The 26,592-nt window shown below is 55.4% G+C and carries 23 protein-coding genes; 11 read left to right on the top strand and 12 right to left on the bottom strand.

The genetic code is table 11. The features are described 5' to 3' along the window. Positions 1–16: 16 nt before the first annotated feature. Together ACFPLB_RS12710 and ACFPLB_RS12705 are read left to right on the top strand one after the other, a co-directional pair. On the top strand, positions 17–1,159 hold the full coding sequence (locus ACFPLB_RS12710) for a TraB/TrbI/VirB10 family type IV secretion system protein (protein WP_378230272.1): 1,143 nt from the start codon (positions 17–19) through the stop codon (positions 1,157–1,159). Further along, positions 1,159–1,446 carry a DUF2274 domain-containing protein gene (locus ACFPLB_RS12705; RefSeq protein WP_378230171.1) on the top strand — a complete coding sequence of 96 codons (288 nt, stop codon included), beginning with the start codon at positions 1,159–1,161 and terminating at the stop codon, positions 1,444–1,446. Before ACFPLB_RS12710 ends, ACFPLB_RS12705 begins: the two co-directional genes overlap by 1 nt. Here the strand turns inward: ACFPLB_RS12705 and ACFPLB_RS12700 are convergent. The 9 genes from ACFPLB_RS12700 to ACFPLB_RS12660 form a co-directional block, all read right to left on the bottom strand. Continuing rightward, entirely contained in the window at positions 1,440–2,408 is a 969-nt protein-coding gene (locus ACFPLB_RS12700; RefSeq protein ID WP_378230169.1) for a LysR family transcriptional regulator, read from the bottom strand. The two genes, ACFPLB_RS12705 and ACFPLB_RS12700, sit on opposite strands and share 7 nt — an antisense overlap. A gap of 71 nt (positions 2,409–2,479) precedes the next feature. Then, positions 2,480–2,851, bottom strand: coding sequence for a DUF4087 domain-containing protein (locus tag ACFPLB_RS12695; protein WP_378230167.1), 372 nt, complete (start codon positions 2,849–2,851; stop codon positions 2,480–2,482). A 242-nt stretch (positions 2,852–3,093) separates the two neighbouring features. Next, complete coding sequence (locus tag ACFPLB_RS12690; protein ID WP_378230165.1) at positions 3,094–3,819, bottom strand: helix-turn-helix domain-containing protein; 726 nt, start codon at positions 3,817–3,819, stop codon at positions 3,094–3,096. Between the two features lie 390 nt (positions 3,820–4,209). Next, the gene (locus ACFPLB_RS12685; protein ID WP_378230163.1) at positions 4,210–4,590 is read right to left on the bottom strand and encodes an autotransporter outer membrane beta-barrel domain-containing protein; all 381 of its coding nucleotides are present in this window, start codon (positions 4,588–4,590) and stop codon (positions 4,210–4,212) included. A 42-nt stretch (positions 4,591–4,632) separates the two neighbouring features. Next, positions 4,633–5,526 carry an IS481 family transposase gene (locus ACFPLB_RS12680; protein WP_378230161.1) on the bottom strand — a complete coding sequence of 298 codons (894 nt, stop codon included), beginning with the start codon at positions 5,524–5,526 and terminating at the stop codon, positions 4,633–4,635. 30 nt (positions 5,527–5,556) lie between these two features. Continuing rightward, positions 5,557–7,182 (bottom strand): hypothetical protein, encoded by a 1,626-nt coding sequence (locus ACFPLB_RS12675; RefSeq protein WP_378230159.1) that lies wholly within the window; start codon positions 7,180–7,182, stop codon positions 5,557–5,559. A 170-nt stretch (positions 7,183–7,352) separates the two neighbouring features. Further along, positions 7,353–7,880, bottom strand: coding sequence for a hypothetical protein (locus ACFPLB_RS12670; protein ID WP_378230157.1), 528 nt, complete (start codon positions 7,878–7,880; stop codon positions 7,353–7,355). Between the two features lie 45 nt (positions 7,881–7,925). Then, on the bottom strand, positions 7,926–8,537 hold the full coding sequence (locus ACFPLB_RS12665) for a DUF3011 domain-containing protein (protein ID WP_378230155.1): 612 nt from the start codon (positions 8,535–8,537) through the stop codon (positions 7,926–7,928). 36 nt (positions 8,538–8,573) lie between these two features. Then, on the bottom strand, positions 8,574–9,008 hold the full coding sequence (locus ACFPLB_RS12660; protein WP_378230152.1) for a hypothetical protein: 435 nt from the start codon (positions 9,006–9,008) through the stop codon (positions 8,574–8,576). A gap of 389 nt (positions 9,009–9,397) precedes the next feature. Between ACFPLB_RS12660 and ACFPLB_RS12655 the strand changes: the two genes are divergently transcribed. From ACFPLB_RS12655 to ACFPLB_RS12635, 5 genes are all read left to right on the top strand, one after another. Beyond that, complete coding sequence (locus tag ACFPLB_RS12655) at positions 9,398–9,769, top strand: hypothetical protein (RefSeq protein WP_244523276.1); 372 nt, start codon at positions 9,398–9,400, stop codon at positions 9,767–9,769. A gap of 89 nt (positions 9,770–9,858) precedes the next feature. Further along, positions 9,859–10,971 (top strand): hypothetical protein, encoded by a 1,113-nt coding sequence (locus tag ACFPLB_RS12650; protein ID WP_378230150.1) that lies wholly within the window; start codon positions 9,859–9,861, stop codon positions 10,969–10,971. 188 nt (positions 10,972–11,159) lie between these two features. Further along, positions 11,160–13,079 (top strand): bactofilin family protein, encoded by a 1,920-nt coding sequence (locus ACFPLB_RS12645; protein ID WP_378230148.1) that lies wholly within the window; start codon positions 11,160–11,162, stop codon positions 13,077–13,079. A 185-nt stretch (positions 13,080–13,264) separates the two neighbouring features. Further along, complete coding sequence (locus tag ACFPLB_RS12640; RefSeq protein ID WP_378230146.1) at positions 13,265–15,154, top strand: M60 family metallopeptidase; 1,890 nt, start codon at positions 13,265–13,267, stop codon at positions 15,152–15,154. Positions 15,155–15,402: 248 nt separating this feature from the next. Then, the gene (locus tag ACFPLB_RS12635; protein ID WP_378230270.1) at positions 15,403–16,329 is read left to right on the top strand and encodes a transporter substrate-binding domain-containing protein; all 927 of its coding nucleotides are present in this window, start codon (positions 15,403–15,405) and stop codon (positions 16,327–16,329) included. 81 nt (positions 16,330–16,410) lie between these two features. Here the strand turns inward: ACFPLB_RS12635 and ACFPLB_RS12630 are convergent, their stop codons facing one another. Both ACFPLB_RS12630 and ACFPLB_RS12625 read right to left on the bottom strand, forming a co-directional pair. Continuing rightward, a complete protein-coding gene (locus ACFPLB_RS12630; RefSeq protein ID WP_378230144.1) occupies positions 16,411–17,010 on the bottom strand; it encodes a hypothetical protein in 600 nt (199 codons plus the stop codon). Positions 17,011–17,203: 193 nt separating this feature from the next. Beyond that, complete coding sequence (locus ACFPLB_RS12625) at positions 17,204–18,580, bottom strand: integrase arm-type DNA-binding domain-containing protein (RefSeq protein WP_378230142.1); 1,377 nt, start codon at positions 18,578–18,580, stop codon at positions 17,204–17,206. A gap of 794 nt (positions 18,581–19,374) precedes the next feature. On the opposite strand from ACFPLB_RS12625, the gene ACFPLB_RS12620 reads away from it, so the two are divergent. Next, the gene (locus ACFPLB_RS12620) at positions 19,375–20,394 is read left to right on the top strand and encodes a TAXI family TRAP transporter solute-binding subunit (RefSeq protein ID WP_378230140.1); all 1,020 of its coding nucleotides are present in this window, start codon (positions 19,375–19,377) and stop codon (positions 20,392–20,394) included. 96 nt (positions 20,395–20,490) lie between these two features. Further along, positions 20,491–22,521, top strand: a complete 2,031-nt coding sequence (locus ACFPLB_RS12615; protein ID WP_378230138.1) for a TRAP transporter permease — start codon at positions 20,491–20,493, stop codon at positions 22,519–22,521. A gap of 151 nt (positions 22,522–22,672) precedes the next feature. On the opposite strand, the gene ppk2 is transcribed toward ACFPLB_RS12615, so the two are convergent. Further along, positions 22,673–23,449: a polyphosphate kinase 2 gene (ppk2, locus tag ACFPLB_RS12610; protein ID WP_378230136.1), complete on the bottom strand. Its 777-nt coding sequence runs from the start codon at positions 23,447–23,449 to the stop codon at positions 22,673–22,675. Between the two features lie 321 nt (positions 23,450–23,770). Here ppk2 and ACFPLB_RS12605 point away from each other — a divergent pair, with 321 nt between their 5' ends. Together ACFPLB_RS12605 and ACFPLB_RS12600 are read left to right on the top strand one after the other, a co-directional pair. Next, positions 23,771–24,319 carry a LemA family protein gene (locus ACFPLB_RS12605; RefSeq protein ID WP_378230268.1) on the top strand — a complete coding sequence of 183 codons (549 nt, stop codon included), beginning with the start codon at positions 23,771–23,773 and terminating at the stop codon, positions 24,317–24,319. A gap of 20 nt (positions 24,320–24,339) precedes the next feature. Continuing rightward, positions 24,340–26,271: a DUF2207 domain-containing protein gene (locus ACFPLB_RS12600; RefSeq protein WP_378230134.1), complete on the top strand. Its 1,932-nt coding sequence runs from the start codon at positions 24,340–24,342 to the stop codon at positions 26,269–26,271. Positions 26,272–26,592: the final 321 nt, after the last annotated feature.

The raw sequence follows: 26,592 nt of genomic DNA, 5'->3' as shown, positions 1-26,592 counted from the left end.
CCAAAAGGAAGGAGAGATGGAACTGGTGGGAGCAACCGAAGGTCCTGCGGGTTCAATGCGCCTGCGCACTGAAGTGCCGCGCGTTACGCGCATCTCGCGCAAGGTGCTTATGGGGGCAGGCTTGGTCGCGGGGATCGGCATTGGCGGGGCACTGATCTATGCGCTTCAGGTCGTGGATCGTGGCGGTCCACCCGAAGAGCTGGTGAGCACCGATCGCCGCCAGACTGCCGATGGCTTGCAGGGCCTGCCGGGCAGTTACGGTGACGTCCCGGTCCTCGGCCCGCCATTGCCCGGTGATCTCGGTGGGCCGGTGCTGCGGGCACGCGAGGAAGGCCAACCAATCCCGGCCACCCCGATGCCAATGCCCGCAACCGATCCCGAGGAGCAACGACGGCTTGCCGAACTCGAAGCCGCCCGAACAAGCCAGATATTCTTCCAGATCAGGCCAGGCCAAAGCGCAGGCGCACCTTCGATACCATCTACTATGGGCGTACCGGGCTTGGCAGCAGCAGGAACGCAGGACCGGCACCTGACCTTCCTCAACGCCGACGTAGATCGCCGCACCGTTGCCCAAGATCGGATTATGGCGCCGGCATCACCTTATATCCTCCAGGCAGGTTCCGTGATTCCTGCCGCAATCATTACCGGTATCCGGTCCGATCTGCCGGGCCAGATCACTGCCCAGGTCACGCAGAACGTCTATGATTCCCCCACTGGCGCGTTACTGCTCATCCCACAGGGAACCCGCGTCATTGGAGAATACGACGCTGGCGTGACCTTCGGGCAAAGGCGAGTGCTCCTGGTCTGGAACCGACTGATCTTCCCGAACGGTCGCTCGATCGTGCTGGAACGCCAGCCGGGTACCGACGTCTCCGGCTATGCAGGGCTTGAAGATGGAATCGACTACCACTGGTGGGACCTGATGAAGGCGGCTGGCCTCTCAACGCTTCTCGCCGTCGGAGCCGAACTGGCGACAAGCGATGAGGATCGCCTGATCCGCGCCATCCGTGACGGGGCGCAGGACACCATCAATCAGGCGGGACAGCAGATTGTCCAGCGCCAGTTGCAGGTCGCGCCCACCCTGACCATTCGGCCGGGTTTCCCGATGCGCGTGATCGTCGCCCGAGATTTGATCCTCGAACCATATGGAGCCTATTGATGACCAACCTCAAACTTGGTCCGTTACCAAAGCTCGGCACGGTGCGGGTCACCGTATCACTGCCAGAACCGCTGAAGGAGGAACTCGACCTCTACGCTGCCGCATATGGTCGCCTCTATGGCGAGGTCGAAGCCTCTACGCTAATCCCGCACATGCTGGAATCCTTTCTACAATCGGATCGAGGATGGCGCAGCCGTAAGGCTAAAGCCGCCGGGAAATCACGCTCCACGCCCACCGGTCAACCGAGCGGAACAGGGCAATCGAACGCAACCGACGCCGATCATTGAGGGCGGTTGCTTCGCTGGCTAGTCGCCAACTCCCGCGCAAAACTCAGGAAGCGCCGCAAAGCTGGATTGTCGCTTGCCGGCGACCATACGGCGCTAAAGGGGACGATGTCCTCTGCCGCTGTCAGTGGGCGCAATGCAAGGTCGGCATGCGCCATGCTGGTCCAGCCTTCCGAGACCAGCGTGACACCCTCTCCGATCGCCACCATATGCATCAGCGTTTCCTCGGTGACATGCAGGTAGGAAACATCAGGGTAAGTGCTGTAATCAGCCACACGGCGTACGATGTAGTCATGCACCTCTGGCCCTGGCTCCATGGTCGAGACGATGAATCGCTCATCACGCAATTGTGGCCAATCCAACCTCTCACCACCAGTCAACGGATGGTTGACGGGCATCGCCACATGTACCCGCTCTGACCAGAATTCCTCAACGTCGCATCCGGCAAGCGACGCATTGCCGGTGAAAAACGCGACATCGAGTTGCCGCGATCGGATCGCGTGCAGGTGATCGCGCCGTCCGCCATCCTGAATGTCGAGCTTGATGCCAGGATAGCAGCGCCGATAGGAGGCGATCAGGTGACGCAGAAACCCGCCGGCAAGCGTGGTGATGATTCCGACCCTGACTGTGCCTTCCTCGACTCGCCCAGCGGCACTGGCGCGCTGAAACACCACCTCGGCCATCTGGAGAACCGGGATGATGTCGTCGAGGAACTTGCTGCCAGCATCCGTCAGCCGGACACCGGAGCTGGAACGCTCGAACAGGGAGATACCGAGTGCGTCTTCGAAATTGCGCACATGACGGCTGATGCTGGAAACTTTAACCCCGAGGGCGCTGGCCGCCCTGGAGAAGCTTGTCTGTTCAGCCGCCGCGAGCACATAGCGCAACGCCCGCATGTCGAACGGAAGCCCTTCTGCTGGCCAGCGCACAGGGCGCTCCCAAAGGGCGGCAGCCCTTACTGACATTGTTGGCTGCCTCGGCGTAGGCTCGATCATCTTTACATATTGGGCGCGCATGGCACTCCTCAAATGTTAGATTATCGGATGGGATTTGGCAGCAATCGATCTGCACGGCACCGGCGTAATGGGATGGTCTCACCCGAGATCACTTCAATGATCCGCTGTTGTTGGGTGTTCACGACGACGGTCATGCACGCACATCCGTAGCCATAGCCCGAGCTTGGTACATTGGTTTCTACAAATTGCTTCTCGTCAAATGCCGGAATCTTACTGATCCCAATAGGATCCGGTCTTCCCTGCATCTGAATCCACCAGCTTCCGTCCTTGTCTGTCAGCAAAATATTTCCGGGTGTGGGGTTGGAATACCAACCGCACCTCCGCTCAGCGGCATTCGCCGCCAAAGAGAAAAACAAAATCGTTAAGCAACAGATGGGAAATATCGTACGCATACTTCGTACATTGAATGAATGTCATAATTTAAAAAACAAAACTTATTGAAGTGCGCCTATCAGGTGTAATTTTTGGGCTCATTATTAAAACTAAGATGATTTTCTGACAGGTTTTTTTGGATGCCCTATTGTTTTGTCACACTATGCAATTTTATCAGAATTTCTTCTGGGCATCCGTAGTTCATTAGGTCGTTTTAGGATATTCCAGAATTCAGCAATTATCGGATCGCCTCTACAACAATCTATCGCCTGAGTTCGCTTGGCGTTAGATTGCGGTAGCGGCGCATGCTACTGCTGAGATGGCTATGGCTCGAAAAACCCACCTGCCGTGCAATTTCAGATAGCGATTTGGTGGTTGTGACAATCAATTGCTCGGCAGATTTCAGCCGACATTCGAGTACGTATCGATGTGGCGACTGACCGACTGTCTTTCGGAAAGCTCGTAAAAAATGGCTTTGTGAAAGGTTTGCTATCCTTGCCAGCTCCGATATCGACAAATCGGACTGAAGATTCGCATGAATGTAGTCATTGACATTACGCCATGCATTGGCCGTCAATCCACCTTGATGAATCAGTGCGGACGTTTGCTCTATTGAGGAATAGTTGCGAAGCAGGTGCATTGCAAAGACGATATGCAGTGAATCCAGATAAAGAGCATTGGCTTCCTGTGATTCAAGCTCCCAGCCAATCATCTCGGAAATCATCCTGGCCTTTTCATCAACGAGACCAACGCGTGGCGGATGCAGTTCATAATCTACCCGGTCGAATTCTGAACCTGCGAGTTCGGAAAGGACGGTCGGATCGATTGCGGTCAGCAGATTCGTCTTTGGCGCCCTCCATGATGCAAAGAGGTCGGTCGCCGCGGGCACAATCTCAATACTTCCGGCAGGTGCCAGAAAACGGAGCGATCGATCACTGCTTACTGCCAATTCCCGAACAGGTTGCGGCGACAGCATGACAATTGCCAAATGCGCCGACGCCTGAAACCGGAGAGAGTTTGGCCCCGTACGTACGAGCATCGTACCTATACCGCGGTGCTCAAATGTTGGACCCCAATCTACGGGCACGCCTTTGAATAGGTTGCTGCTATCACAATCCCCGCTAGCACGCGTTCCTTGCCGTGAACATTCCCGCATACCTACATGAGCGCTCCGTCGCCGATCAGACTGGCAGCGAGGAGGTTCCGCGCCCCGTGGCGACGTAATTCCTGCGCTTTGAAGAGACGCGCGTATCGTATCCTCTGGCGCTCCTGTGTCAATGAGCACGCTGCTTTGACCGACTCTGTTGGGTTTTCCAGCGTGGTTCCTCCAATGCATTTGAGCGAAGTCGCACGAACCTATCTGAACGAAATAGTGCGCTTAAAACCGCACGTTCAGCTTGGCATTGAACCCGTGTTCTTGCGCGCTGGAAGAAGCTTGTCCCTGATAAGAAACACCAAGGACTGCATGTTTGGTCAGATTTATATCGATGCCGCCCTCGATCAGGACAGCATCTCTGGCAATCGGCGTCCCTTTGGCATCAAAGGCGGTGCCGGACGAGAAGGCCATGGTCGTCAGCGGCGTGACAGCGCCAAAGGCGTGACGCCAGCCAATGCCACCACGTGCCACGGCGGAGATGGAACCGATTTGGATATCAGTCGCCCCCCTCAACCCAAGTGTGGAAAAGGTAACGTCCTGTGACTGGCTAGCTCCGTACAGGGCGGCGGTCCCACCTATTTCGTCAAAGTTATCGGTCTTCAAATGTGTAAGCTGCGGGTGCTTTTGGGACATCTCGTCATGTGATTATAGCTTTTCACGGAGCGCCTCGTAAGGCGTTTTTCCGTTGAATGCGCCGTGTGGCCTAGCGAAGTTGTAGAAGCGTTCCCATTCATTGAGCTTCGCGTGCAGATCCACGTCGCCTTTGTAGCTGAGCAATTGGTAGAATTCCTGTTGATCCGATCGATGCGAGCGTTCGACCTTTCCGTTCAGCTGCGGGGTGCCACGCCTGATGTAGGCGTGTCGGATGCCCTGGTCCTCGACATGCCAATGGAACTTAGCCTGGAACTCATGGCCGTTGTCGGTTCTGATCTCACGAATTCGAAACGGGAAGCTCTCGATGACGTGGTCGACAAAGTCGATGGCGCTGGCCTGGGTGTGTTTCTCGTAGATCTTGAGCGCCCGCACCCGGGTTGCGTCATCAATGGCGGTGAACTGGAAGCGACGGACCTTCTCGCCACGTTTTCCCTTGAACGTCAAGAACTTGACGTCCATCTGGATATGGTGGCCGGGAACCTGCTTGTTGTACCGCTTGGTGTGTACTTTTCGCAGGCGCGTACCACGTGGAAGCCGGTTGACGCCATTGCGCTTGAGCATCCGGGAGACCGTTGCGTCTGAGATCTTGATGCCGTGATAGCGCGCCAGATACCAGACGATCCGCATTGGGCCGAGGTGGTACTTGCTGCGAAGATGAAGGACTTTTTCTTCGATCTCGCTCGGCGTTCGATTGGCATGCCACTTCGGAATCGGGGGCTTATTCACCAGACCGGCATCACCGTGTTTCAGATAGGCCTTACGCCATCGGTAGAAACTGCTACGACCGACGCCAAAGTATCGACATGTCTTGGCGACGTGACCGGTCTCATCCGCGTGCTGAAGAATGCGAAGCTTACGCGCGATCTCGCGTTGATCCTTGCCCATGAACACCTCCTTCGTCCCAGAATTGGGAGTTTATGGGAGATGTCCCGCGAGTGCCGACATATCTACAATGCGCACATCGGTGAAGGCATCAAGGGTGAGCGTACCGGACCCGGAAATCACACCGGCAATGCCGAGGGCACCATAAGTCGCGAAGAGTGGCTCGCCATCATGCCCAACAAGAGGCTTGTTATGGTCATCGAGGGGAGAGGTGGTCCTTTCGCTGCCCATTTTCTTGGTGATGCGAGGAAGGCTCAGGCTCCCCTGATCAGTCGTAAAGTTGTCGGAGCTAACAAAATAGGGCGTATATGCTGTTGTTTTCTTCTCAAGATCATACGCAACCGATTGAGACAGGAAAAAATTCAGCCCGACAACAAAATCAATTTTCCCCTCGGGTTGATTTTCCTCTCTAGTTACAGAAACATTATCAAGCTGTACCGGGTACCCATTCAAGCTTTCGATCAATAATCTCATCTCGAATAGGTCTGGATCACTAGGTTGAGATTTCTCTGCTACCGTAATGATCCCGCGCCTTCTCAGCTCATCAAACGTCTCACTGCCGAGTTTGATGGCTCCGTCACCAGGCGTTCCGGTATCGAGAAGTACTGGCAGGTCCAACGCCAGTGTCTCTTTTCCATCATCGATTTTGAGCGTGTAGCCACCTTCATACTGTGTGGAGGCAGGGGCGCCATTCTTGCCCGGAAACGTATCCACGTAACCTTCGCGGTCCTGATCATACCACGGCATGATAGAACTAAACTGTGCACGAAGATGCGGGTTTAAATCGACAAGGACACATGGAGAGCACCCAGGAGTGTCAGAAGACCTATCGCCGCCTTCCCTATGAGCAGAGGTCCCGTTCGCAGCGACGATATACCCGCTTTTGGTCATCCCCGCCAAGGGACTGGACGGTATGCTTGTGGAGTATAGAAAGTCCCCAGCACCAAAAGTTCCTGCAAGGGTGTCATCTTCTTCAAACCGCTGCCCGGATTCAATCTTGGAATGAGCACTCAGATCACTATGAAATTCATAATACACCTTGTCTGCGCTCAGTTCTCCCGGCATGTAGCACTTGTCATCCATGTCCACTGACGTGACGCAAACAGCATCTTTGGAAAGAGTTTCTCCATGAAGCTCAGGTGAATCTTTTGTAAATACCGTATCTAATATCTTTGCCGCGTGATAATCACCGTCAATTGTAATAAGCTTTCTTGTTCCATCCTTGCTGTAATATGACAGCTTGTTGAAATCGACGGATTTATATACGTACCCATCTGTTCCGTCATTGTATCCATAGAATTTTCTATCAGATCTCGGCGTGTCAGTGGTGTTTGCATCCTTTCCGATTGCGGCATTGAATTGGTCGGAACCTGTATCGAAAAGGAAACGCTGGGCCTGGCCATCGCCGATCCCAACCCATATCCCGAGACGGCTGAAATACATCGATCGCGATCCATCCGGGTTCAGGATAGGATTGCCGTTGCCATCCAGATCTGGCCGATAGACATTTTCCAACGGAATTTGCCTTGGTGCGCTCTGCGTTAGCGCTTCAGCCGCTGCCGGCAGGCTGGCGAGTGCACCGACGAGAAAGACAGGAAATGCGGTCGATGCCAAAGCCGTTGTTGTAAGATATTTACTTGCATGGAGAGCGTGGCGCATCTTTACCTACTATTGTTCCTGGTAATTATTTGATTTGGGGAAGAGGCTAGAGCCTTCGCGCTGCATTTATCAGCCCGGATTGAAGACGATCCCGCACTTCTGGAGCGGTTTGATCGCCCGCTCTCTTGATGCTTTTCGCTTTGCCATGCGGTGCCCGCATCAGCTATCCGCTAGGGAAAGCTTTTGCTTTCCAGATGCTCGCCGATGAGGAAGCAGTTCACCGTGATTGGCTTGGCCTGCACCTTCTTTACCTCTCCATCGATCAGGTCACATTCGATCAGGTTTTCACCGCTGGATTTGCGGGAAGTGTAGAGGTTGACGTTGACGCTCGGCTGTCCCTTGACCCATTTCAGCTTCATCCCTCCGGCATTCTTGCCAGTGATATGTACAACACCGGGCTGCCCCGGCAATTCGAAGCTTTCCTTGCCGAGGTCAACCATACCCAACTCATCGGTGTGCTTTTCGCCTTCGCGTGTCGGCTCGCCGTAAAATGAAGCCCATACGGTTATGGTTTCATGCGCAGACTTGAGTTTTGCCGCGGCTTTTTCCGAAAGCCTGAGTTTGAAGCCGAAAGCAAGATTGGCGTCATTTGCGTGTGCCGGAACGGGTAACATCGACAGCACGGCTACAGACAGAAAACCGCCGCTGGCAAGGGTGCACGCATGCGCCCGCAGTTTGGAAAACCGGTCCCCGATCATTTTTTCATGCTCCTTCGTTGCGGCTGTCAGAACTGATAACGCAGTTCATTCGTCGGCATCCGGATCATCGACGAGGCATCCCATGCCATGGCAGCCCTGATAGTTACCCTCTTCATCAAAATTGGGTTCGCCCTGCTGGTCGAACTGGGGTGTGTCATCAATCTCCTCGTCGGGGTTGTCGACCAGACAGCCCACGCCATGACAACCATTGTAATTACTGCTGCGAGCGTAGTTGGAAGTCGTGTGCTGTCTGTTGTGCTTGCGGTCGTCAGTCATCCCCTCAACAATTGCGCCTAGCACCACGCCAGCCGCCACTGCGCCGATATCGTGGCCATGATGGTCGTAGCCGCGCGCATTGGTGTCGAACGTGTCACCGCGACCATGATGGTAACCACCGACATCGGCGAAGATGCCAGAGCAGCCCTGAGCAACCCAAATGTACTTGCTTTTGGGATTATATCCCCAGCTGCGGTTGAGGATGCACGGGCTACTGGAAGTCTGATGAATGAGTTGGGGCTTCGACAGCGGTCCGGCCCAGCATTCGCCATACTGATGATGGCGCGACTGGCATTCAACAGTGGATTGTGCCTGTGCTCCCGGGGCTTCCAGAAAGGCGAAAGCGAAAAGAGGCGCGGCAAGCCAGAGGGTTCTGTTCATCGATAGGCTCCGGTGGGATTACGTTGAAACACGCGATCAGTCGTTGATCGCAGTGACCTTGATCACGTCGGCATCGCCCACACCGGAGAACCAGATTTCCCCCTGGCCGACCATCACGCCCTGCCAGTTGGCAAACAGCGTTTCATATGTCTGTCCCTGCAGGGCATGCTTTACTTTGGCGGTAATGACTTGATCGTAGTCAGCAATGAAATGCGCGGCATCGCGGATTTTTAGCGATTTGCCACCAATGCGTACCTGGAAGGGATATTCGATCATCGCTGCAACTGCAGCCTTGTCGCCTGCGGCCACGGCTTTCTTCAAATTGTCGAAGAATGTGTGATAGCGGGTATGGTCGCCGAACAATGTATCGAGTGTGTTATTCATTTCGGCGACGGGATTGGCGAGGACAGGCAGCGGGGCCGCAAGCGCCACCAACGTTGCTGCAGCTATTCCCAGAAAAGATTTTCGCATAATGACTTCCTCGCATCAGCCGCGTCGATGATGAATATCTATCCAACCTGAGCTGACGTCAGAGCAGGCACATTCGTTTTCCAGATAGAAAACAGATAGCTAGAGCAACTATTGCTATCAAAGGAACCTTTGTGCGCCCGAATTCTCAATTCCATAGTCGGAATGTGAAAAGCAGATCGTATTCTGAAAGCCTATCATCATAGCAGCACGTCACATGCGTGCGGTTATTCAGATAGCCAGCGACTCCAATGTTCGCATTTCAGTTTTCATATAATGACCGCTTCTTTCAAAAACGCATCACTATCTGCACCGGACAACCGTCCTGATCTTGGAAGCAGGAAGACTATTTGGCAACAAGCGGAGGTTTGACGATATTAGAGAGTAATTATATGAGATCCATGTCGGTCATTGCTGCCGCTATTGCCGTCACCACGCTTGGCGCCTGCGCGCAAAAGGCAGATCGGGTGCAGGCGACCTATATGTCAGCAGCGCTTTACCAAAACCTGACCTGCGAGCAGTTGGTGCGCGAAGGCTGGACTGTTTCGAACCGCGCTCACGCTGCTGCTGGCAAACAAAACCGCCATCGCCTGGAGGATGAGGTAGCTATCACAGCTGGCGTCCTGGTTTTCTGGCCAGCGCTGTTCTTCACCCATGGCAACAATGCCTCGACAGCGGAACTTGCGCAATTGAAGGGCGAGATGGAAGCGATTGAGGCAGCATCGCGAGCCAAGAATTGCGGGATCGTCTTCAACCGCGCCTGATCTCGGCGAAACTCTCCACACAGAAACTGGCGCGCCTGCCGCAATACTGAGCTTTCGGAGGCGTTGCCACAATGCGGGACAGGATAGTCATGCGTAAGAACGGATTGAAAGCGGCTATTTCAGCAGCCAAAGTCGCAACCATTGCCGGAAAGCTGGTGCTTGCAGCCGGGATGACCATTCCGCACACGGTTCCCGCCTTTTCAGCGACACTCGATCTGCCGCCGCCCTATGTGTCCAGGGCATTGGGAGCGGTGCTTATTCCCATCAACCACGCGTCGCGCCACCGCTACCAGATCCCGCCGAAGCTGCATGGCGTTTATGTGCTGGCAGTATCGCCGCGCGGCGCTGCTGCCCGGCAGGGTATCAAACCCGGCGACGTGCTTGCCACGGTGCGCGACCACCCAATTCTTGTGCCTGCTGATGTCGATCGGCTGGTGTGGGGCGCATTGGCAGTCAGTGTTACGGATTTCTTGTTTGGCGTGGCGCGCGGCCCCGACATTGTCCATGTCAACACGAACATCACCATCAACAACTTCAACCAGTCTATCAATATCAACAATATCAACAGCTGGACGAGCATAGAAACCCAGAACAACTGGACCCAGATCGTCAATCAGTACAACACCAATATCTCCACCAGCATCACGGATAACAGTTATCGTTCCGATGTCTCTGTCCCGGAGCCCGGCCAGAACTTCGACGGCACGAACCGGACTGTTGATGACATTCCTGAACCCGGACAAAATCTCGACGGCACTAATCGAATTACCAACACGGGCACCGATGGCTTGCCAGAGCCAGGGCAGAATTTCGATGGCACGAACCGGACTGCCGATGACATTCCTGAACCTGGAGAAAACCTGTCTTCCGATGATGTCGATGATACGGATGACACGGACGATCACGTCGATGACGACTATGCAGATGACACAGATGATGACGACGTAGACGACAGCGATGCCGATGATGACAGCGATGACACGGACGACGACATCGATGATGGCGGCGACGACGACGATGCAGATGACGCGGATGATGATGACGTAGACGACAGCGATGCCGATGATGACAGCGATGACACGGACGACGACATCGATGATGGCGGCGACGACGACGACGATACAGATGACGCGGATGATGACGACGTAGACGACAGCGATGACTACGACTCTGCCGATGATGGCGACGACTACGAGGAGTGAGCGGTATTGGTGCACCTAACCCATAGGTGCCTCTTTAAGGCCACCGATACATCGGCCAGATGCCATTAACAGTTGAAAGAATGATCGTGGTTAAGGTGTCAATTACAAAGCAGTCAGCGGCGTGCGGGAACCGGCAGCCCAGTTCGCTTTTCCGGCACTTCCGGGGAGCAAATTGGGTACCGGACAGGTTGTCGTCCATACTGATCTGTAGCGTATCTAGTCTGGTTATTGGTGGGTTACTGGTTCCGGCTGCGGCTGAACAGGAGCAGCCTGTCGGGATCCCTCTCAAGCACGTCCCATCGGATGACGATGAAACGGATTTCGATTCTCTTGGCATCATGATCGGCATTAACGGCGCCCGGCCGAGGCTATACCAATTCGACACGGGTTCCGACATGTTCCTCGGCCAGTTCGATGAGACGTTATCCGGCGTACAACCGGTACCCGGGAGCAAACCCGGTCTGTATGGCTATGGTGACGGCACCTATGGCTACTGGATGCAGGAAATCCAGTTCCAGACCATGGCCTATTACCATCCTGACGATCCGAGTGAACCAATCGCAACGATACCAGGCAAACACATCGCCGGGCGCATTATCGATTGGGCCTACAACAAGAAGCATGACAGCTTTAAAGACTACCACACCTCTGACAAGCCGATCGGCAACCATGACGGTGTTGCATACTATGCCGATCTTGATGTGCGTGCGCGCATGAAGAAGGGCGAGCCCAGTGATCATCCGCCCTTCTATGGCACCTTCGGGGCGGGCGACTATTCTCAAGACAAGACCTACATGGCCTCTCCCGGGACACAGACCAAGTCAGGCTATGTCGTGGCTGCCAACTCGAATATGGGAAATAACAATACCCCCGGCTGTGCACCCTGTCTTTCTTTGCATCTTACCCCTCAGCTTCGTGCGCAATTCACTGCTATCATGCCATGGGGCAAGTTGGATTATGACTATTCGTTGCGGCAGTTTCCGAGTTCAAACGCAAACGCTTCCAATATGCATGACGGAAACTACAGCTACACGATCTCAGTGCCGGTCGGGAAGAAGAAACGGGCCGTCGATTTTCGTGGCCCAATCCTGTTCGATACCGGCACCGCAGAGTTCATCCTCGTGGATGCGGACACGACACTCACCAAATTCCGGGCCAAGGGCTACAAGCTTGCAGAGTACGAGCAAGACAATGTTGATATCAAGTTTTATGGCTTTGAAGATACGCTGAATGATCTTGAATATGATGATGTCATCATTGGGCGACTTTCAGATGAGTCTAGCGGAAACACCGTAACGATCGGCCTTCCATTCTTCCAAGAAAATTCCGTAATGTACGACCTTGAAAAGAAGGTTACGGCCTATTCTCCCTATTTCGTCACCACGAGTGATTATTCGACAGACGCGACGGCGAATACGCTGCATCTTAACGAAGTCAGTGAAGACATCGGCAGCTCTGGCTGGGTGGGATTGGCCGGAATTTTGTCCGGCAAAGGCGATTTCAAGATCAAGGAAAACGCCAACGTACGTATGACAGGCACGAACTCCTACATTGGTGCGACACATATCGCAGACGGTGCCCATCTGCATCTGGCGGGGCCGGGCAGCATCGAACATTCTGCACGCATCCTCAATGAGGGAACTTTTAACATAGAGCAGAAGGGCGCTCACATCGCGCAATGGGAGGTCGACAAAGCCTTCGAAGATACCGTTATTCGCGACATCTCGGGCAGTGGCGATATTATTCTGGGCGCAAACCGACTGATCGTCACGGCTGCGACCGGATCAATAAGTGGCTCGATCACCGACTATGACGACAATTATAAAAATCTTGGCGGCGGACTGGTGCTTGTTGGTGGCCAACTGACCATCGCAGGTGACAATGATTTTTCTGGCCTGACGGAAGTGGCAAGCGACGCCGAATTGCATGTTACCGGTCAGCTTACCGGCGACGTGTCTGTTTATGGCAAGCTCATCGTGGATGGACAGGTATTCGGCACGGTGAAGGTCAACGATGGGGGCACGCTTTCTGGCACGGGTACAGTTGGGGCCGTGAATGTTCAGCCCGGCGGTACGGCTGCCCGCATGAAAACAACGGCGGTGGATTGAGCGATGCACTGCTCCAGACACAAATCCGGCATGCGACAATTATAAAAGCGCTGTCAACCTGCGTTGAGGGCAACAGTTAAGACTGGTCCGACTACCTTCACCGTCGGGCACAGACATTTTACACCGGAGCATGACGTGCGCTTTGTCGTTTTTCGGTCCGGCATTTTTCGATCCGGCAATCCAGGATGATCACTGACTTGCAACAACATGCCGTACGCAAATGGGTCTCAACGTTAACAATCTTCCTCGTGCTGATTGCAGCCTCGGCGGCAGCGCGAGCGCAAACGCTACCGGCGGGCGATTACTACATTGTAGCAAAGCACTCCCACAAAGCGCTGACGGCTTTCGAATATGACGATGGCGAGACTTATCTCGGACAATCGGTACGCAGCGACGAAATGGACGATGCGCAGGTCTGGACCGTCGCTCCGGCCGGCGGCAAATCCGATGCGAACAGTTACACGATTCATTCCCGTAAATATGGCACAGCCCTCTCGGTTGGAGAGGAGAACGATTATGGTGACACCAGCGCTGCACTCTCCAGAGAGCACACCGCCAACGCTCCGGTCTGGCGGCTCAGAAAGCACCTTAACAGCTATGGGGTAGAAGCCGGCAAAAGCGGGAACGCGCTTAATGTGACCGGGGCCTCATTGGCGGATGATGCCTATATCATTGTCTATGAGGCCAGCAACAGTGACAACGGTCAGTGGCTCTTCTACCCGGCACGGGAACGCACAATTGCGAGCGATCCCATCTGGCACAGTTCAGAGATCGATAATACCGACCAGCTCTACCGTCTGATTGCCCTGCCTCCTGCCGGACAGGAGGCCGACCGGATGCGGCGCATGAAGCTGATGGATTACCAGGCCAGCGGTATGTATGTGCGCAAGGGCGACAGGGTCTCGATGACCATCAGGGGGTTAACGCAATCCCCTGATGGACTGACCGTCATGGTCGGACCGATGAACAGCTATGAGGGAGCCACAGACCAGAGCGAACCGCAACTGGTTCAGATGCAGGACGGGGTTAACAGCTTTACCGCTTCCCGAAACGGCATGGTCTATTTCCTCTATGTCGACAGCGGCTTCAACAACGAAGCCTTGCCGCCAGTCGAGATCGAGATCACCAGCGGCGGTATCCCTACGCCTTTGTACATTGCAGGACAGACCACGCCGGACGAATGGCGTTCCATGATATCGGAATATGCCAGTTCCCCCTATGTCGAACTGATGAACGACAAGGTGCTGATTACCGTCACGCGAAAGGTATTTCAGAATTCGAAGCTCACCGATCCGGGAAGCATCCTCGATCTTCTCGGCGAGATTATCGGCTGGTACGATAATTTTTCCGGGTTGGACAATTCATCACCTCTGCACGCGGTTTCGCCACTTCGAATGCACTATTTGCAGGATCTAGTCTCTTCAGCAAAGACGCTGGACGGTATCTACATGTATGCCGCCGACTATTTTGTCGGCATGCCGGGCGAAAATGTCGGCGATCTGCTCGTTCTGGATAAGCTGCGTCATGCCTGGTCGATCTGGCATGAAACCGGTCACAAATATCAGCAGAACGACTGGACCTGGAGCGAGGTAGTTGAAAGCACCGTCAATCTCTACTCCCTTGAAGCACAAGCCCGGCAGGGCTTACCCTCGCGGCTGAAGTCACGCGATGAGGAGACCGGCAAGACACCGCTTGATCTGGCCAAGCACTTTCTGGATCGCAAGAAACGCGATTTCGCCGATTCGCAGCAGATGCGACTTAAGTCCGATAGCGAGGACGAATACTGGGTCCGCCTGGTGATGTTCAGCCAATTGCGCGAGGCTTTCGGCGACAGCTTCTATCCGGCGTTGCATCGCTATTATCGAGAGAACCCGCTCGGCTTTGAAACGCTGAATGATCAGGACGCCCAGATTCAGGCGTTTGTGATCGCCACCAGCACCATTGCCGGACAGGATCTCACCCGTTTCTTTGCAGACTGGGGTGTAAGGTTGACAGATGACACGCGCCAGAGCCTTGCCGACCTTGATCTGCCGCCCGTAGCGGCAGGATTGTCCCGAACAGGCCTTGGCAAATGAAACTGAGCACACGATGCTGGCTCCGGCTGTGAAAGACTGTTCTCAAAGAGGTAATCGATAAAAGACTGATGACTTATCGCCTTTTCCTGTCTGTTCTGCGCATTTTTACTCTGTTTGCATTGCTTGGATGCAATCCAGCCTCAGCCCAGCAAGCCATGGTTGGGGATCCGGACAACGAAAGGGTAGCAAGAGTCGGCATATATGTGCATCCGCCCTTTGTGACAAAATCTGGCGACAGTTACGGCGGCATGGCAATCGACCTGTGGGAACTGGTAGCCGGCCAGCTTGGGATTGCCAGCCGCTACATCGAATATGAAAACGTCGGCGAGCTAGTCAGTGCGGCGGCCTCTGGCGAAATCGATACCGCCGTCACCAATATGACGGCCACCCGCGAGCGCGCCGAACGTATCGATCTCACGCATCCGTGGTTCGACGCCGGGCAGCGTCTGATGGTGCGGAAGGATGGTGGCGCAGGTACGGGAAGCCTGTTGCGGGGCCTGAGCGCGTCAGGCCATCTTCGGGCTTATGCGTGGATTGCATTCGTCATCGTTCTTGCGACTGTTCTGGTTACGCTGTTCGATCGCAAGTTTGACCGCGACTTTCCGAAGCGCTGGCGCGATGGTGTCGCCGAAAGCTTCTACACTGTCATGTCTGTGGTCACATCGGGCAAATCTCCGGCACGCAAGAACCTGTTTGGATGGATGGGGCGGATCTGGCAGGGCCTATGGCTTGTTTGCGGCATCGCGGTGCTTGCCTATGTTACCTCGTCGGTAACCAGCGTGATGACCGCCCTGTCGCTGACGAACCAGATCAATTCAGTGGCCGATCTTTCTGGTCGTATCGTGGGTGTGCAGCCAGGTAGCGTTTCGGAAGATTATGCGCGACAGGCCGGTCTCAATACGCGCCCATTCCATCATATTGATGAGGCTGCGGATGCGCTTGTAAACGGTCGGGTGGATGCCGTTTTGGGAGATGCCCCGGTGCTGGAGTATTATACGCACAAGAACTCAGGGCGAGGGCTGACAGTGGTCGGACCGATCTTCATGCCTGATAAATACGCTTTCGGACTGCCGCATGACAGCGAGCTTACACGCCCGCTCTCAGTCGAGATCATCGGCCTGCATGAAAGCGGGCGGCTTGCTGAAATCAGGGCAGGCTATTTCGGCAGCGAATAAGTCGGCCTTGCGGATACTCTGGCTCGTCGTTTTGGAGCGGTGCTTAACAAAATACCGCTCCCGCTCTTGCAGGCAGTGGCTTTAATCCAAAACGTTGAACAGCACTGCGATCCAGACGACCTGCGACGCAAGGACGCTGAAAGCATAGGCAGCGTCATAACGGGTTGAACGGAATGCCAGTCCACCGGCGGCACCTGCTATCAGCAGTGTCTGACGGATCGGATAGGCGATGCCATAATGATGGTAATATTTTTCGCCTTTCATCAGTGTGTCTATCACGTCGATAACGAAAAGCGCCAGCAACAGCGCATAGAACCAACCACGCCTCTGACTGAAGTAATCCTGGAAACCGTCATACTCTCGGATCTCATCCGGAAACAGCATGGCGGCCAACATGACGAACACGATGGAATAGGAAATCAGCAGGAAATAAAGCGCGAAGGTCCAAACACGGGTTTGCGACAAGGCGAATTCAAACCACCAGAAATGAATAATGAACAGGAAGATGCAGATTACCCAAGCGAAATGGACGGGATAAATCTTTTCCTTGCCAGGGTGCTGAATGAAACGGGTTGCACCACTCACCAACCGGGCCACGCTGAGACCCAAAATCATTCCGATGATGATGCGGATATGCACGAAGATTTCGTGGCTGGACTGGGTTAAAGTGTCGGCATCCATTATTAGCAGCAGCTTCCTGTTCTTGGCTCCGGTGAACGATGTCTCAACATTACTTTTCCGGGTCGCAACCCCATTTACCGTTTTCCAGACTGAAGTGGACTCGTCTGCTGAAACAGTTTGGCGGCTTGGTTAAGGGCGCATAGCCAGTTCGTTCAATGCTCGCTCGGAAATCCTACTGGCGGATCGGGATGTGTTACGCGATCTTTCTTTGCCTACTCGCAGCATTTTTGGACATACGCTTCCGAGCCTCCTCCTCAGCGCGAGTAATAAAACGACGGACGGAGCCGGGTCCGAGCCAGTTGCGAAGCTCCGATTGATTCATCAATGTATCCTCAACTGTTGAGAAGACGATATTACTGATCGCCTGCTGCTGCGTGCGAAGATGATCCTCCAGTAGCTTGTGCCTCGTGATGTAGCCGGAGTTCACGCCAGGGACAGAATGGTTCATCAGCATACGCGCGTCCAGTTCAGAGACACCCGCAGGAGTTGCCACGGTGCGATATGTCTGTCGTAATTCGTTGCCCCATTTAGACAGCACCTCCCTGTCTTCCTTCTGCTCAACCAGATGGCCATCAGCACTATCGGCTGGAAACAGGTAATCCTTGGCTTCGAGTGGGTGGATGTATCGACCGAAACGGATAACCCGCATCAGACAAGCGATCATCTGGCGAGACAGAGGGATATCAAAGGCACGGTCTGCGCCGCCTTTCGGTCGGGGAATGTGAAGCACCCGACGTTTGAGATCCAGATGGACCAGCCGTGCCTCTTTAAGGGCTGCGGGCCGAGATGCAGAGAGCAGCGTGAACAGATGGAATTCACGGCGGATCGGATTATCGAGCCTGGCAGCTTCAACAAACCATGCTTTAAGGTCGGCTAGGCCCATGCCGCTGTCCCGGCGCTTCTCATGATTCCAATCCACACTGTCCACCGGATTATCAGCGGGGAGATCACGATTGGTCTTACGAGCATGATTGTAGATTGCGCGAAATGTTCGCATACTTCCATTCGCGATATAAGGGCCGTTATTTTCGGAGATGGCGTCGTGCTTGGTGGCAAGCTGAGCGGGGTCTTCACCGAGTTGGATTAGGGGCGTATCCAACCAATCTTCAAATACCCTTTCCACATGATCGCGATAGCTTTCGATTGTACGCTCGCTTCGGTTCTTGCGCTCCATGGCAAGTCGATAGCGCGCCCATGCCTCCCGCAGCGTGATTCCAGCCGACTTTCCCGTAACCTCTTCTGTTTTCAGGTCAGCGATCGTCGATGCCTTGGTCACGCGTTCGTCGGACTTAGGATGCAGTCCGCGACTGATTTGGACGAGATACTCCTTTGCGATTGCACGCGCGGCACGCGTAGAGAGTTCGGCTGTATCCCCAATCGCCAGTCGCAAAGTAGAAGCGCGCTTGCCTTGCTCTCGAAGATCGCCCTGAATCATGAATGTTTTTTTCTTGATGCCCACCAGGAGAAAGAAGCCCTTGAGTTCAGTGTCGCGGACAATATAGCGCCCCTTATCGGGTGCCGGGAGGCGGCCGATTGTTTTATCATTGAGTTGGATACGGAGCGTCGCCATAGCTTCAGTCCCATATTTTGAAACGGTTTTTGAAACGGTTTTGGCAAATCGAACGATCTGGAGGGATAGGTTCGATGCGGCACTTAATTATACGATAATTATTTGATTTTCAATAAACTATTTTTGTACATACGAAGTTAGGAGGGCAGCTGGATATTACAGCGAACAGATAAAATTGAACTACGAATCTGGGGGTCAGAGGTTCGAATCCTTTCGGGCGCGCCATTTCACGGTTGATTTCATTGGATATTTTGGCCTAACGAAATGTGCCGTGGTTGGCATTTTGCAGTTATTTTGCAGAATTTGTTGCCGCGTTGTTCTCGTAGATAGGGCTGGTTGGGCAGCAATTATGCCGCCCTGTTCTGCTCCACAGCCTTCAGCCGCTCCGTAAAAAGATGATCATATTCAGGTCATACATACGGCTGGCGGCGTCCTTCTCGCCAAGAAGGTAGCAGGCTTTGAAGATGTTGCCGAGCGCAAACGACATGCGCTTGTGCTCGATTAGATCGTTTAGTTCGGTCGCGCCTTTGGGTAACCATAATAGCTGGTACTGCCGCCATCGCTGGTGGTGGCTTACCCAGCACGCGGTCGCAGAATGATTCTGGCACGGTGATGTCATCCTCCTGCAATGCGTAGCCGCGACATAGTGGCGATCGAGATGTTGGAATTTTTCGTCATCTGCTCGATTTCCACACCAGCTGGCTTGAACCTCCCCAAAGGGCTTGAGAATAGGCGCGCAGCATTCTACGATGGAAAGTAATCAAAATGATAAAAACGGTAAATCAGGGGATTTTATGAATATGAAAAGATTTGTCGGATTGGCGGCGGCGGCGTTGATTGCGTGTGGCGCGACCATGGTTGGCGCGCAGGAGATGAGCTTCTTCCGCATCGCCACCGGTGGCACTGCCGGAACCTATTTCCCGATTGGCGGCCTGCTCGCCAACGCCATTTCCAACCCGCCCGGCTCGCGACCCTGCGAGGAAGGCGGCAGTTGCGGCGCGCCCGGTCTCGTCGCCACGGCGCTGGCCTCCAACGGCTCGGTCGCCAATATCAACGGCATTGCCGGTGGTTCGATCGAATCCGGCTTCTCGCAATCCGACGTCGCCTATTGGGCCTATACCGGCACCGGCGTCTTCGAGGACAAGCCCGCCATCGAGGAACTGCGCACCATCGCAAATCTCTATCCTGAAAGCATCCATATCGTCGCCCGCGCCGATTCCGGCATCAATGGCGTCGCGGATCTGAAGGGCAAGAAGGTCTCGCTCGACGAGCCGGGCTCCGGCACGCTGGTCGATGCGCGGTTGATTCTGGCCGCCTATGGTCTTACCGAGGCCGATATCGAGCCTGAATATCTGAAACCCAACCAAGCCGCCGACCTGATGCGCGACGGCAATATGGACGCCTTCTTCTTCGTCGGCGGCTTCCCTGCGGGTGCCATCGCCGAGCTTGCCACCAGCCGCGCCATCAAGCTGGTGCCGATCGCCGGTACAGAAGCCGACACCGTGGTCAAGGAATATGGCTTCTTCGCCATCAACACGGTGCCGGGTGGCACCTATGAAGGCGTTGCCGACGATGTCCAGACGCTCGCCGTCGGCGCCCAATGGGTGACGGGGGCCAGCCAGGATGAAGAACTGGTTTACCAGATCACCAAGGCGCTGTGGAACGACAGCAGCCGCGCATTGCTCGACGCCGGGCATTCCAAGGGCAAGGAAATCCGTCTGGAGACGGCGCTCGACGGTGTCGGCGTGCCGCTGCATCCGGGGGCCGAGCGCTTCTATCGTGAAGCCGGCCTTGACGTTCCTGTCGGCGAATAGTCCGCCAGTGCTTTAGCGGCAGGACCGGCGACCATGCGCCGGTCCTGCCTTTTGCTTGCCTATGAATACACACCATAGCACAGGGCGGATACGGCGATGACCGAGGCGACGACGCTCGACGAGCAACAGGCGCGCGAACTTGAAGAAAAGTTCGACCCCGAAATCCGGTTCCGTCCGCTGGGGCCGCTGGCTGGCTGGCTGTCTGCGAGTTTGCTGTTTTCGCTATCGGCCTTTCACTATTACACCGCCGGTTTTGGATTGCTGCGCGAGGTCACCCATCGCGGCATCCATATGGCCTTCGTGCTGGGGCTGATCTTCCTGGTCTTTTCGGCAAGGCGCGGTGACACGAAGCTTTATGCCTCGTCATGGTGGCGGCCGGCCGGAATACCCGTCTATGACTGGCTGCTGATGGCGGCGGCGGCGGTCACCACGCTTTATGTGCCGTGGATTTTCCACGACCTCGCCTTTCGCGTCGGCAATCCGCTTTCGATCGACCTCATCATGGGCACGCTGCTGATCGTCGTGCTGCTGGAGGCAACGCGCCGCTCAATGGGCTGGCCACTGCCGGTAATTGCCGTCATCGTTATGCTTTATGCGCTGCTTGGCCGTTATGCGCCGGGCGTGCTGGTTCATCCGGGTGCGTCCTGGTCCTCCGTCGTCAACCATCTCTACCTCACCAGTCAGGGCATATACGGTCTGCCGGTCGGCGTGATCGCAACCTATGTTTTCCATTTCGTGCTGTTTGGCGTGCTCGCCACCCGCATGGGGCTCGGCCAGCTCTTCATCGACATGGCCACCTCGCTTGCCGGGCGCTATGCTGGCGGGCCGGCCAAGGTGGCGGTCGTCTCCTCGGCGCTTCTGGGCACCATCACCGGCTCGTCCATCGCCAATGCGGTGACAACCGGCGCACTGACAATCCCGGCGATGATCCGCATCGGCTACAAGCGCCATTTCGCCGCCGCCGTCGAGGCCGCCGCCTCCACCGGTGGCCAGATCACCCCGCCGATCATGGGCGCTGCCGCCTTCCTGATGATCGAGTTTCTCGGCATTCCCTATACCCACATCATGATTGCCGCCTTTGTGCCGGCTTTCATGCATTTCTTCGGCGTGTTGATGCAGGTGCATTTCGAGGCCAAGCGCCGCGGCCTGCGCGGCCTGACCAGGGACGAGATGCCGCAAATCTGGAAAGTGCTGAAGCGCGACTGGCCAACGCTGTTTCCGCTCTTCGTGCTGCTTGGCGTACTGATGAACGGCTATACGCCCTATCTGGCGGCCTTCTGGGGCATCACGCTGTGCATCGTCGTCGGCCTGCTCAATCCGCGCAACCGGCTGACCATCTCAGACGTGTTTGAAGGCTTCGTCATGGGTGCGAAATATGCGCTGGCCGTCGGCGCGGCGGCCGCCACCGTCGGCATCATCATCGGCGTCGTCACCCTGACCGGGGTTTCCTTCAAGGTCGCCTTCATGGTCACCTCGACCGCTTCCGGCTGGGCCGCCAGCATCGCACCCTTCATTCCCTTCGGGCTGATGGGAACGGCTGCACTGACCTTGATGATGACGCTGATCCTGACCGGCGTGGTCTGCATCGTCATGGGAACCGGCGTGCCGACCACGGCCAACTATCTCATCATGGTGACGGTGGCCGCGCCAATTCTGGCGCTGCTCGGCGTCGAGCCGATCGTCGCTCACTTCTTCGTCTTCTATTATGGCATTCTGGCCGACATCACGCCGCCGGTCGCCCTTTGCGCCTATGCCACCGCAGGCATTGCCAATTCCAATCCATTCACGACCGGCAACACCGCCTTCCGCCTTTCCATGGGCAAGGCGCTGGTGCCGTTCGTATTCGTATTCTCGCCCTCCATGCTCATCATGGTCGAGAACTTCTCGCTCTATGAGTTCCTGCTATCGACCTATGGCTGCGTTTTAGGGATCACCGCCTTGTCGGCGGCGTTTTCCGATTATCTCGCAGATCGGTTGTGGTGGTGGGAAAGGATTTTGCTGGCCTTTGCCGCATTCCTGCTTGTCGCACCAGAACTGACCAGCACGATTGTCGGCACGCTGATTTTCCTGCCGATCGCATTGCGGCCTTTGCTGAAGAAGCGCGAGGCTCTGGCCGAACCGGCGTAAAACACGACCTGTTTCGGAAAGGCCGTGTTTTGCCCGTGGCCGCCAGCAGCCCTGCCACCTGCTGGCTAGAGCATTTTGTGAGTACAGATGGAGCCCATCTGACGTCACACAAAATGCTCTAGGAAGGGATAGTCGTTAGAGTCAGGACCTATTAATAATGGTCCGTAACCGGCTTGACGGGTCCATCATAGCGTTCCTTCGATGGCTTGCCTGTCAGAGAGGGCAATTCCAGCGCCTCATCCGGCAATTTATAGTCTGGCACCAGATCAAGCAGGTGTCGGATCAGGTTGAGCCTGCCGCGGCGCTGGTCATTGAATTCGACCATATACCAGGGAGCATGAGGCGTGTGGGTGGCATGGAACATCGCATCGCGGGCGCGACCATAGTCCTCATAAAGATTACGCGATTCCAGATCCACCGGTGAAAGCTTCCAGCGCTTCAGAGGATCCTGAGCCCGTTCGGCAAAGCGCTCCTCCTGATATTTCTGATCGACCGCCAGCCAATATTTGAAGAGCAGGATACCATCATCCACAAGCAACTTCTCAAACAGCGGCGCCTGTGCGAGGAACTCATGATATTCAGCGTCAGAACAGTACCCCATGACCTTCTCGACGCCAGCGCGATTGTACCAGCTGCGGTCAAACAGCACGAGTTCTCCTGCCGCTGGCAAGTGAGCCACATAGCGCTGAAAATACCACTGCGTTGCTTCGCGCTCGGTCGGCTTGGGCAATGCTACCGTATGCACCTGGCGAGGGTTCAACCGCTCGCTGATTGTATTGATGACACCGCCCTTTCCGGCTGTGTCGCGCCCCTCAAGCAGCACCATCATTCGCTTGCCGGTCTTGCTCAACCACCGCGCGACATTGTTTAACTCCAGTTGCAAGGGCTCGAGCAGTTTCTCGTATTCCTTCTTTTTCATTTTATCCATGATTGCGCTCCGCTCGTTTTGTTCAGTTGCAATCGCATCGTGCTTTACAATCAAGTGCAACCTGTTTTGAGAAAAAGAGAAGATTATCTTACTCTTTTCGATAAAATCTCCGTTGCCTGGGAGAAATTCTACAATTTTTCCAAGCCGCACGGAGCCTTTCAACGGCAAGGCGCTTTACGAGATGCATCACAAAAAGCTATAGTCGCACAAAGAAATGTCCTAAAAACACCTGCAGCTTACACTTTGGCGCCTGACAGATACGCGACACTTCAGGTTTTTCAGGAGAGGGGGAACTTGATCGTGGATTTCGGTTTCGGGACGATCCTGCTTATCATTCTTTTGGTGATCGCTGGATATGTGGTTGTTGCCTATAACGGCCTCGTGAAGGCTCGCCAAATGATGCGCGAAGCCTGGTCGGGCATTGATGTGCAGTTGAAGCGGCGTGCTGACCTGATCCCCAACCTGATCGAGACTGTCAAGGGATACGCCCAGCACGAACGTGCCGCACTGGAGGAAGTGACCGTGCTGCGCACGCGTGCGCAAAGCTTGCCCAGAGATGATGTCGCCGGACGTGCGCAGGTGGAAGGCATGCTTGGGCAAGCGCTGGGCAGGCTTTTTGCGGTTGCGGAAGCCTATCCCGACCTCAAGGCCAATGAGAACTTCATGCAGTTGCAGGGTTCGCTTGAGACACTCGAAAGCGAAATCCAGATGGCGCGGCGCTACTATAACGGAGCAGCGCGCGATCTGAACGTCAAGGTCGAAAGTTTTCCTTCCAACCTGATCGCCAATATGTTCAGCTTTAGCCAGGCCGAATATTTCGAGATCGAGAATGCACAGGACCGCGCCGTGCCGAAGGTGTCGTTCAACTGAAGGCCCTTCAGATGAGGTCCATGGCACGATTTGTCATTGCCGTCCTGCTGGTTTTCGGCCTGTCTGGATACGCGCTGGCGGCTGAGGAAATCCGCAATTTTCACGCGCTCGTCGAGGTTGCCCCTGATGCGACATTGACGGTGACAGAAACCATTGCCGTCAATGTCGAAGGCCGGCAGATTTCGCGCGGCATCTTTCGTGACATTCCGCTGCGTTATGAAGATGAGACCGGTCGTACACGCGAAGTAAAGCTGGATGTCCAGTCGGTTATGCGTGATGGTAAACATGAAAACTATACGCTCGAGCGCGATTCCGGTGTCCTGCGCATCCGGATCGGCCATGCAGCGACGCTCCTGCCACACGGGCTGCACAGCTACGAGATCACCTATGAGACAACGCGGCAGATCCGCTATTTCGACGATCATGACGAACTCTACTGGAATGTCACCGGCAATGGCTGGGACTTTCCGATTCTGAAATCGAGCGCCGAGATCAGGCTGCCGGCAAGCGGTCGTGCGACAGACATCACCTACTATACGGGCCGTTACGGATCGACCGAGCAGGCAGCACGGGCCGAGCGACGGGATGGTGGCAATCGCATATTCATCGAGGCAACACGGGTGCTTGGCCCGCGCGAAGGGCTGACGGCGGTTGTCGCATTTCCAAAAAATATGGTCGCCCCCCTTTCTGCAGCCGAACGCAGGGCCGACTGGTGGCACGACAATCTTGGCTGGATCATTGGCAGTGGTGGACTGGCGATCGTGCTTGCCTTCTACCTCTGGGCCTGGCGTCGCGTCGGACGTGATCCGCCTGCGGAGCTCATGGTGCCACGCTGGACCCCGCCGGAAGGCATTTCGCCAGCCCTTGCAAATTACATCGAGAAACGCGGTTTCCGTGGCGTGGGCTGGGACGCCTTTTCTGCTGCAATGATCAATCTTGCGGTCAAGGGACATCTGGAACTGGACCAGCCGAAGAAAACCATGACGATCCGTCGCAAGGGCAATCAGGGCATGCCCGCTGACCTGGGCGCAGGAGAACGCGCCATTCTCAGCGCCCTGCCCAGCGAGGGAGATACGCTTACCGTCAACAAGGCAAATGGTGTGACGGTGCAGGCGGTTGGCCACACATTCCGGCAGGCGATGGAAAAGGAACACCGCAACAAGTTCTACCATGCCAACCGGATCTACCTTGCAGGCGGCATCTTGATGTCGGTGGCCGTGCTTTTGTTCGTCATTGCAATAGGAAATTTCACCCCGGAGACAATCGCAGCGATCATCGGTGCTGCAATTCCCTCGACGGTCATTGCCCTCCTTGCAGTCAATGTGGGACGCCGGTTTCGCAGGGCCCGGTCGCTCGGCGCACGGATATGGGCAGTCATCGTCACGGCCTTTGCTGGTTTCATTTGCCTGAGCAGTGTGGGTGGTTTTCTCGCCATGCTGATGCAAATCGAATTCGATCCGCGCGTGCTTGCGGTTGTCGTGGCGCTGGCGATAGCCAATATCGTCTTCTTCTTCATCATGGGCGCACCAACCCCGATCGGCCAGAAGCGTTCGGCTGAGATCGCCGGTCTCAAGCAATATCTGACGCTTGCCGAGAAGGACCGGATGAACATGCAAGGTGCGCCTGAGATGTCGCCGCAGCATTTCGAGACGCTGCTGCCCTATGCGGTTGCCCTGGGGGTTGAAAAGCCGTGGTCACGCACGTTTGACGCATGGCTGGCGACCGCGCTTGCGGCGGGCGCGGCCGCCTATGCCGGACCGAGCTGGTATCATGGCGCCGATTTCAGCCCCGGCAAAGTCGGCTCCAACCTCGGCAATATGGCGAGTTCCCTGTCAACCAGCTTCACTGCCTCGTTGCCGACCCCGAAAAGCTCATCGTCCGGCTTCTCCGGCGGCAGCGGTGGTGGTTTTTCAGGCGGCGGTGGCGGCGGCGGCGGCGGCGGCGGCTGGTGACCTTCAGGACAGACAAAAAGCACACGCAGCGCAGCAGAACAGAGCATCAAGAGGCTTGAAACACAGCATGCTTCCAGAATGGGGACCTGTCGCGGTTTGATGCCGCTCCTTTGATAGCATTTACTGCACCAAAGGAGACGAACTATGGCTTCAGCAAAATTGGTGATGTTTCACGAAATAGCCACACTGACAGTCGCAGAATCGTTTCTTCATACTGTTAATCGCACGACATGCCAGGCGGTAAGGAGTGGACTGTTGATTTCCGCTGAGATCTGACCCGGGATTGGGGGATTTTTCCACTGAGATTTGACCCATGTTTGA

It is taken from the genome of Aquamicrobium segne (assembly GCF_042656785.1).
Classification (GTDB): Bacteria; Pseudomonadota; Alphaproteobacteria; order Rhizobiales; family Rhizobiaceae; genus Mesorhizobium; species Mesorhizobium segne.
Note: the sequence above shows the minus strand (reverse complement) of the source record. Positions and strands in the feature narration are given on the sequence as shown.

What these genes read in the sequence shown, in the direction of transcription:
- ACFPLB_RS12660 (WP_378230152.1), bottom strand. Translation starts at nt 9,008, where the DNA reads ATGCGAAAATCTTTTCTGGGAATAGCTGCAGCAACGTTGGTGGCGCTT.
- ACFPLB_RS12650 (WP_378230150.1), top strand. Translation starts at nt 9,859, where the DNA reads ATGCGTAAGAACGGATTGAAAGCGGCTATTTCAGCAGCCAAAGTCGCA.
- ACFPLB_RS12620 (WP_378230140.1), top strand. Translation starts at nt 19,375, where the DNA reads ATGAATATGAAAAGATTTGTCGGATTGGCGGCGGCGGCGTTGATTGCG.
- ACFPLB_RS12635 (WP_378230270.1), top strand. Translation starts at nt 15,403, where the DNA reads ATGGCAATCGACCTGTGGGAACTGGTAGCCGGCCAGCTTGGGATTGCC.
- ACFPLB_RS12695 (WP_378230167.1), bottom strand. Translation starts at nt 2,851, where the DNA reads ATGCGTACGATATTTCCCATCTGTTGCTTAACGATTTTGTTTTTCTCT.
- ppk2 (WP_378230136.1), bottom strand. Translation starts at nt 23,449, where the DNA reads ATGGATAAAATGAAAAAGAAGGAATACGAGAAACTGCTCGAGCCCTTG.
- ACFPLB_RS12615 (WP_378230138.1), top strand. Translation starts at nt 20,491, where the DNA reads ATGACCGAGGCGACGACGCTCGACGAGCAACAGGCGCGCGAACTTGAA.
- ACFPLB_RS12710 (WP_378230272.1), top strand. Translation starts at nt 17, where the DNA reads ATGGAACTGGTGGGAGCAACCGAAGGTCCTGCGGGTTCAATGCGCCTG.
- ACFPLB_RS12625 (WP_378230142.1), bottom strand. Translation starts at nt 18,580, where the DNA reads ATGGCGACGCTCCGTATCCAACTCAATGATAAAACAATCGGCCGCCTC.
- ACFPLB_RS12630 (WP_378230144.1), bottom strand. Translation starts at nt 17,010, where the DNA reads ATGGATGCCGACACTTTAACCCAGTCCAGCCACGAAATCTTCGTGCAT.
- ACFPLB_RS12700 (WP_378230169.1), bottom strand. Translation starts at nt 2,408, where the DNA reads ATGTCAGTAAGGGCTGCCGCCCTTTGGGAGCGCCCTGTGCGCTGGCCA.
- ACFPLB_RS12655 (WP_244523276.1), top strand. Translation starts at nt 9,398, where the DNA reads ATGAGATCCATGTCGGTCATTGCTGCCGCTATTGCCGTCACCACGCTT.
- ACFPLB_RS12680 (WP_378230161.1), bottom strand. Translation starts at nt 5,526, where the DNA reads ATGGGCAAGGATCAACGCGAGATCGCGCGTAAGCTTCGCATTCTTCAG.
- ACFPLB_RS12675 (WP_378230159.1), bottom strand. Translation starts at nt 7,182, where the DNA reads ATGCGCCACGCTCTCCATGCAAGTAAATATCTTACAACAACGGCTTTG.
- ACFPLB_RS12705 (WP_378230171.1), top strand. Translation starts at nt 1,159, where the DNA reads ATGACCAACCTCAAACTTGGTCCGTTACCAAAGCTCGGCACGGTGCGG.
- ACFPLB_RS12670 (WP_378230157.1), bottom strand. Translation starts at nt 7,880, where the DNA reads ATGATCGGGGACCGGTTTTCCAAACTGCGGGCGCATGCGTGCACCCTT.
- ACFPLB_RS12665 (WP_378230155.1), bottom strand. Translation starts at nt 8,537, where the DNA reads ATGAACAGAACCCTCTGGCTTGCCGCGCCTCTTTTCGCTTTCGCCTTT.
- ACFPLB_RS12600 (WP_378230134.1), top strand. Translation starts at nt 24,340, where the DNA reads ATGGCACGATTTGTCATTGCCGTCCTGCTGGTTTTCGGCCTGTCTGGA.
- ACFPLB_RS12640 (WP_378230146.1), top strand. Translation starts at nt 13,265, where the DNA reads ATGATCACTGACTTGCAACAACATGCCGTACGCAAATGGGTCTCAACG.